General features: G+C 70.5%; 6 protein-coding genes. 4 read left to right on the top strand and 2 right to left on the bottom strand.

Features of this window, described 5'->3' with window-relative positions; all coding sequences use genetic code 11:
• Positions 1 to 363 (bottom strand): hypothetical protein (locus tag VMF70_00880; protein HTT66556.1); only part of this gene is annotated, 363 nt, incomplete at its 3' end.
• Positions 364 to 379: 16 nt separating this feature from the next.
• Entirely contained in the window at positions 380 to 1,750 is a 1,371-nt protein-coding gene (locus VMF70_00885; GenBank protein HTT66557.1) for an FAD-dependent oxidoreductase, read from the bottom strand.
• A gap of 111 nt (positions 1,751 to 1,861) precedes the next feature.
• Here VMF70_00885 and VMF70_00890 point away from each other — a divergent pair, with 111 nt between their 5' ends.
• The 4 genes from VMF70_00890 to VMF70_00905 all read left to right on the top strand — a co-directional run bounded on the left by VMF70_00890 (position 1,862) and on the right by VMF70_00905 (position 7,053).
• On the top strand, positions 1,862 to 3,559 hold the full coding sequence (locus VMF70_00890) for a sodium:solute symporter family protein (GenBank protein HTT66558.1): 1,698 nt from the start codon (positions 1,862 to 1,864) through the stop codon (positions 3,557 to 3,559).
• A gap of 7 nt (positions 3,560 to 3,566) precedes the next feature.
• On the top strand, positions 3,567 to 3,770 hold the full coding sequence (locus VMF70_00895; protein ID HTT66559.1) for a hypothetical protein: 204 nt from the start codon (positions 3,567 to 3,569) through the stop codon (positions 3,768 to 3,770).
• Position 3,771: 1 nt separating this feature from the next.
• Entirely contained in the window at positions 3,772 to 4,254 is a 483-nt protein-coding gene (locus VMF70_00900) for a cupin domain-containing protein (protein HTT66560.1), read from the top strand.
• Between the two features lie 96 nt (positions 4,255 to 4,350).
• Positions 4,351 to 7,053 carry a DUF5916 domain-containing protein gene (locus VMF70_00905; GenBank protein ID HTT66561.1) on the top strand — a complete coding sequence of 901 codons (2,703 nt, stop codon included), beginning with the start codon at positions 4,351 to 4,353 and terminating at the stop codon, positions 7,051 to 7,053.
• The last annotated feature ends 287 nt before the right edge of the window (positions 7,054 to 7,340 follow it).

The following is a 7,340-nucleotide window of genomic DNA, read 5'->3' on the forward strand; positions in this document are numbered from 1 at the left end:
CCGCAGGCCGAGCGGCTCGTCGAGCACCTGGTTGTCCCAGCTCGTCTCGTTGTAGGGATGGAGCAGGAGGTGCGAGTGGCCCTCGATCATGCCGGGCATCAGCGTCAGGCCCCTGAGCTCGATCACGCGCGCGCCGGCCGGCCGCGCCACGCTGCCCGCGGGCCCGGCGGCCGTGATCCGGTCGCCGACGACCACCACCTCCCAGCCGCTCGCCAGGCCGGGCCCGACGCCGTCGAACACCCGCGCGGGCCGGAGCACGATCGCCGGCGCGGAGGACGGCGGCGCCGCGGGCTGCGCCAGCGCGGCCGCGGGGAGGGCCGCGCACGCGGCCAGGGTCTGAAGGATCTGCCGGATGATCGTCATCGCACACCTCGCTCGCCTAGGTGCAACCCAGCTTCGCCATGATCTCGGCTTCCGTCATCTTCACCCGCGGCCGGCCGTTGGCCTGGCCGCGCTCGCTCTCGATCCGGTCGAGCATCTTCCAGTCGTCGAACGTGATCAGGCACGGCTGGCGCTCGCGGAGCAGCCGCTCGATCGCCGCCGGATCCGGCTCGGCCGGCTCCGGCAGCGCGCCCGCCGCGAAGTCCGCCACCATCGCGTCGGCCGTCTCCGCCGCGTCGGGCTTGTTGGTGCCGATCACACCGCTGGGCCCCCGCTTGATCCAGCCGGCGACGTACAAGCCGGTGAGTGGGTTGTGGGTCGTGGGTGATAGGACCCGCCCCGCCGCATTGGGGACGGTTCCGGTCTTCTCGTCGAAGGGCACATCGGGCAGGGGTACGCCGCGGTAGCCCACGGACCGGAAGACCAGATCCACCGCCAGCCGCTCGGTGCGGCCGGTGGCGACCGCCTTGAGCCCGCCGGCCCCGTCGGCCGCCAGGGCGTTCCGCACCAGCGTCATCCCGCACACCCGGCCGGCGGCGTCGCCCTCGAGCGCGACGGGCGAGACGAGAAAGCGGAGCGTGAGGAGCTTCGGCTTCCCGGTCGGCGCCCGGGTCGCGTATTCCTGGAGCAGCTCGACCTTCGTGCGCAGGGCGCGCTCGCCGGAGCGCTCCAGCTCCGCGGCGCTCAGCGGGTCGAGCGCGACCTCCTGGGGCAGGGCGCGCACGTCGCAGCCCTCGAGGTCCCCGAGCTCGCGCAACTCCGGCACCGTGAACGCCGCCTGCGCGGGGCCGCGGCGGCCGAGCAGCCAGACCTCGCGGACGCGGCTCGCGCGCAACGCCTCCAGCGCGTAGTCGGCGACGTCGGTCGTGGACAGCTCCGCGGGCGTGCGACACAGCATCCGCGCCACGTCCACCGCCACGTTGCCGACGCCGACCACCGCCACCCGTTCCGCCGAGAGGTCGAACGCGAGGTCGCGGAACCGCGGGTGCCCGTTGTACCAGGCCACGAACTCGGTCGCGGAGTGGCTCCGGGCGAGATCCTCGCCCGGGATGCCCATGCGGCGGTCGGTCTGGGCGCCGGTGGTGAAGCACACCGCGTGGTAGTGGCGCGCGAGGTCGCGCAGCGCGACCTCGCTGCCGAACTCGACGTTGCCGAAGTAGCGGAATCCCGGACGGCTCGCCACCGCGTCGAACGACCGCGTGACGGTCTTGATCTTCTCGTGGTCCGGCGCGACGCCGAAGCGCACCAGGCCGTGGGGCGCCGGGAGCCGCTCGTACATGTCAACCCCGACAGCCGGGGCCTCCCGCGCCAGCAGCCGCTCGGCGAGGAAGAAGCCGGCGGGGCCGGCGCCCACGATGGCGACGCGCACCCAGCCAATCTAACCGTCGCGCACGGCGGGGGCAGGAGCGGCGGCGCTCCCGCGCGAGTGCGGACCGCGCTCTCTCGCGCGTTCGCCCGCCGCGCGCTACCTTGTGCGCCCATGTCGCCCGATACCACCGCGCACGCGATGCGGCTCGCGCCGCTCGACTACGGCATCATCGCCGTCTACTTCGTCTTCGTCCTCGCGATCGGCGCCATCCTGAGGCGCCACGTCAAGACCAGCGGCCACTTCCTGATGAGCGGCAGGGCGGTGCCGCTGTGGATCACCAGCCTCGCCTTCATCTCCGCCAACCTCGGCGCGCAGGAAGTGATCGGGATGGCGGCCTCGGGCGCCAAGTACGGGATCATGACCGCCCACTTCTACTGGGTGGGCGCGATCCCGGCGATGGTGTTCCTGGGGCTGTTCATGATGCCGTTCTACTACGGCAGCCGCGCCCGCAGCGTGCCCGAGTACCTCAAGCTGCGGTTCGACGAGAAGACGCGGGCGCTGAACGCCATCTCGTTCGCGGTCATGACCGTCTTCTCCTCGGGCATCTCGCTGTACGCCCTGGCGATCCTGTTCCAGACCCTGCTGGGCTGGAGCTTCGGCTTCTCGGTGCTGCTCTCGGCCGGCATCGTGCTCGCCTACACGGTCCTGGGGGGCCTCACCAGCGCGATCTACAACGAGGTGCTGCAGTTCTTCCTGATCGTGTTCGGCATCGCGCCGCTGGTGTACGTCGGCCTGCACCACGTCGGCGGCTGGCACGGCATCCAGACCGCCCTCGCCGCCACGCCGGCGATGACGCACACCTGGACCTACATGGGCTCGCCGGACCAGAACCCGATGGGCATCGGGCTGTTCGGGATGATCATGGGCCTCGGGTTCGTGCTCTCGTTCGGCTACTGGTGCACCGACTTCCTCGTGGTCCAGCGCGCCATGGTGTCGCACGACATGAACGCCGCCCGGCGCACGCCGCTCATCGCCGCGTTCCCCAAGATGCTGATCCCGTTCGTGGTCATCCTGCCGGGCCTGGTGGCCATGGCGATGGCGGCCAAGGGCGGCGGGTTCCACATGCCGCTCAAGCCCGACGGCCGGGTCGACTTCGACATGGCGCTGCCCTCGATGCTGGCGCAGCTCTACCCGTCCGGGATGCTCGGCGTCGGGCTCACGGCGCTGATGGCGTCCTTCATGTCCGGCATGGCCGGCAACGTGACCGCCTTCAACTCGGTGTTCACCTACGACCTCTACCAGGCCCACATCAAGAGCGACGCGTCGGACGACCACTATCTCCGGGTCGGGCGCCTCACCACGGTGGCGGGCATCCTGCTGTCGGTGGCCACGGCGTACTTCGCGCGCACCTTCAACAACATCATGGATCTGCTGCAGCTGGTGTTCAGCTTCGTGAACGCGCCGCTGTTCGCCACGTTCCTGCTGGGGATGTTCTGGAAGCGGACGACGGGGCACGGCGCCTTCACGGGGCTCCTGTCCGGAACCCTTGCCGCGGCCGTCACTCACGGCGTCACCATGGCGGAGGGCAAGGGCGGCTGGCTCCTGGGCGGGGCCGCGCCGCTGCACACCTTCCGCGCCACGATGAGCCAGAACTTCACGCTCGCGATCGCCGCCTTCACCACCTGCTTCCTGGTGACGATCGTGGTCAGCCTGGCGACCCGTCCCCGGCCCGATGCCGAGATGAAAGGGCTGGTCTACAGCCTCACCGAGCGGCTCAGCTCGACGGGGCTCAAGTGGTATGCCAGGCCCTGGGTCATCGCCGTGTTCGTGCTGGCGGCGACCATCGTCCTCAACCTCATCTTCGCCTGAGCGCGCCGTGAGACTCCTCGACGATCTCCGCTTCATCATCGGCCTGCTCTTCGCGATCCTCGGCGTGCTGCTGCTGCTCGCGAGCCCGGCCTTCCTGGCGCCGGTCCCCGGCGCCATCAACGCCAACCTGGTCGGCGGCGTCGCGATGACCGCGTTCGCGGCGCTGATGCTCGTGCTGGCCGTGCTCGGGAACCGCAAGAGCGACGGGTAGCGTGACCGGGCGCGCGGCCGAGCTGGTGCGCGCGCTCGGCCTCGAGCCCCATCCCGAGGGCGGTCACTTCCGGCAGACCTACCGCTCCGGCAACCGGGTCGGCGCCTCCGATGGCCGTTCCCGCTCCGCCCTGACCCACATCTGGTTCCTCCTGGCCGCCGGCGAGTGCAGCCGGTGGCACCGCCTGGCCTCCGACGAGGTCTGGCACTTCCACGAGGGCGACCCCCTCGAGCTCCTGACCGTCGCGTCGGGGGCGCTCGCCGTGGAGCGGCGGCGCCTGGGCCCGGCCGGGACCTCCTCCGCACCCGCCCTCGCGGTGCCGGCGGGCACCTGGCAGGCCGCCCGGCCGGGGGGGGCCTACACCCTGGCGAGCTGCGTCGTCGCCCCGGGCTTCGAGTACGCCGACTTCGAGCTGCTGGCCGACCGCCCGGCCGAGCGGGAGCGGCTGGGCCGGGCCGGCGTGGACCTCGGCGACCTCCTCTGAACGGCGGCTGCAACCTTTTCGCGTCGGGTTACGTCCTACAGATGTAGTTGTCACCGCCGTCATCGCCGTACCGCAGCCGCCACCGGAGGTTGGACCGTGCATCGTGGCGTCCTGATCGGGGCCCGGGCGGGCCTCGTCCTCGGCACCCTCGCGGCCTGCCGCCTGGCGCAGGCCCAGAGTCACCCCACTCCTCCCCCCCGGGCCGTCGCGGCCCGGATCACGGGCCGGATCACGCTGGACGGCAGGCTCGACGAGCCCGACTGGCAGGCGGCCGAGCCCGCCGCGGACTTCCGGCAGGCCCAGCCCAACGAGGGGCAGCCGGCGACCCAGCGCACGGAGGTGCGCTTCCTCTACGACGACGACGCGCTCTACATCGGGGCGCGGATGTACGACACCGAGGGCGCGGCGGGCATCCGCACCCGGCTGGCGCGGCGCGACAACCTCCCCAGCGCCGACTACGTCGAGATCATCTTCGACACGTTCCACGACCACCTCGGCCGCGTGGACTTCCAGGTCAACCCCTCGGGCGTGAAGGGCGATTCGTACGGGCCCAACGGCTCCAACCTGGATCCGTCGTGGGATGCGGTCTGGGAGGTCGCGACGCGGGTGGACTCGCTCGGCTGGACCGCGGAGTTCCGGATCCCACTCGGCCAGCTCCGCTACCCGCGCGATTCGGTGCAGACGTGGGGCCTCCAGGTCTGGCGGATGGAGGCGCGCCTCAACGAGCTGTCGCAGTGGTCGTTCTGGCACCTCAACGAGACCGGCGGGCCGGCGCGATTCGGCCATCTCGAGGGCCTGCGCATCACGCGGGGCCCCGACCGGGGCGAGGTGCTGCCCTACGCCGTGGGACGCTCGACGAACCTGCCGGGCATCCCGTCCGCCGACCCGTTCAACCGGTCGCGCTCCTACGACGCCCGCTTCGGCGGCGACTTCAAGTACCTGGTCAACAGCTCGCTCACGCTGTCGGGCACCGTCAACCCCGACTTCGGCCAGGTCGAGGTGGATCCGGCCGTGGTCAACCTGAGCGCGTTCGAGACCTACTTCCAGGAGAAGCGGCCGTTCTTCGTGGAGGGGGCCGGCCTGTTCGATTTCGGCAACTTCAGCTGCTTCAGCTGCAGCAACTTCAGCTCGCCGAGCCTGTTCTACTCGCGCCGCATCGGCCGCGCGCCGCAGGGCGCGGGCAACGCGGAGTCGGCCGTCGGGGACAGCGGGTACAGCAAGGTGCCCGACAACACCGCCATCCTCGGCGCCGCCAAGCTCACCGGCAGCCTCGCGCGGGGGTGGACGCTCGCCACGCTGGACGCCGCCACGGCCCGCGAGACGGCGCAGATCGACTCGAGCGGCAAGCGGTTCGGGATGGAGGTGGAGCCGTTCACCAACTACTTCGTCGGGCGCCTGTCCCACGACCTGCCGGGAGGCAGCTACATCCGCGGCATGGTCACGTCGGTGGTGCGGGACATCCGCGACTCCACCCTCGGCACGCAGCTGAACACGCACTCGGAGGCCGCCGGCCTCGAGACGGACCTGTGGTGGGGCAAGCGGACCTACCAGCTGATGGCCAACGCCACGATGACGCAGGTGACGGGCAGCCCGGCCGACATCCTGCGGGTCCAGGAGGCGAGCGCACGCTACTTCCAGCGGCCCGACCGTCACAACGGCTCCAACGGCCTGTTCAGCGACGCGTACGATCCCACGCTCACCGCGCTGCGCGGCTTCTCCTTCTACACGCGGCTCGCCAAGGACGCCGGGAACTGGATGTGGGAGGTCCAGACGAGCGTCCTCAGCCCGGGTTTCGAGGCCAACGACGTGGCGTTCAACACGCAGGCCGACCGGATCTTCATGGGAGCGAACCTGGTACGGCAGTTCACCAAGCCGAACCGTTTCGCGCGCCAGATGTTCTTCATCTTCGGCGGCCAGCAGATCTACGACTTCAGCCACGACCTGCTGAACCGGCAGCTGCAGAGCTACGCGCAGTTCACCTTCCACAACTACTGGAACGTGTCGCTCTACGGACAGGTCCGCGCGCCGACGCTGAGCGACAACCTGGCGCGCGGCGGGCCGGCGCTGGGCGTGGCCTCGAGCTGGTACACGTTCGCCAACGTGCAGACCGACTCCCGCAAGGCGCTGTACCTCACCCTGATGCCGGACTACGGCTGCGGCGACGGGCGGTGCTCGTGGGACCTGATGCTCGACGCGACCATCCATCCCACCTCGAACCTCTCGCTCGACCTCGGGCCGTCGTACAGCTACCAGGCGACGCGGACCCAGTACGTCGCCGCCGTCGCGGATCCCACGGCGACGCTGTTCGACAGCGCCCGGTACGTGTTCGCCGACCTGGCCGAGCGCACGCTGTCGATGAACGCACGGGTGGACTGGACCTTCACGCCGACGCTGACGCTGCAGCTCTACGTGCAGCCGCTCATCGCCAGCGGCGCCTACAGCCAGTTCAAGGAGTACAACCGGCCGCACTCGCTGGAGCGGAGCGTGTACGGCGTGGACCGCGGGACGATTTCGTACGCGGCCGGCAGCTACACGGTGGATCCCGACGGCGCGGGCCCGGCGGCGCCGTTCACCATCTCGGACCCGAATTTCGACCTCCGCTCGCTGCGGGGCAGCGCCGTGCTGCGGTGGGAGTACCACCCCGGGTCCACGATCTACTTCGTGTGGACCCAGGAGCGCAGCGGCAACGCGGCCACCGGCGTGGGCGACCTGCTGCTCAGTCGCGATCTGCGCGGCCTGGTGGGCGTGCCGCCGGAGAACATCTTCCTGGTGAAGTTCTCGTATTGGGTCGGGCTATAGGAGAGGTCGCAGCGGCCGGACGATCGGAAGACCGAACAGTCGCCTGACGGCACGTAGCGAGTGGTTGCCGGTTGCCAGTGATCGGAATCCAGACCGGTGGGCAGTGCTGGCGACTGGTCTGGCCTCTGGCCACCGGGGGCTGGCAGCCACTTCAGTACCTGCCGTCGAGCAGCTGATCTGCGCTCCGAATTCTGGCGACTTCCGGCTCCGTAGGTTATTACCTCCGCCGTGCACGACTCCGTCATCCCCACGGTACGGCCGTTGTTTCGCGCCCTGGCCACGACTTT

The sequence above is a fragment of the Gemmatimonadales bacterium genome, from assembly GCA_035502185.1.
In the GTDB taxonomy this organism is placed as follows: domain Bacteria; phylum Gemmatimonadota; class Gemmatimonadetes; order Gemmatimonadales; family JACORV01; genus Fen-1245.

What these genes read in the sequence shown, in the direction of transcription:
- VMF70_00890 (HTT66558.1), top strand. Translation starts at nt 1,862, where the DNA reads ATGTCGCCCGATACCACCGCGCACGCGATGCGGCTCGCGCCGCTCGAC.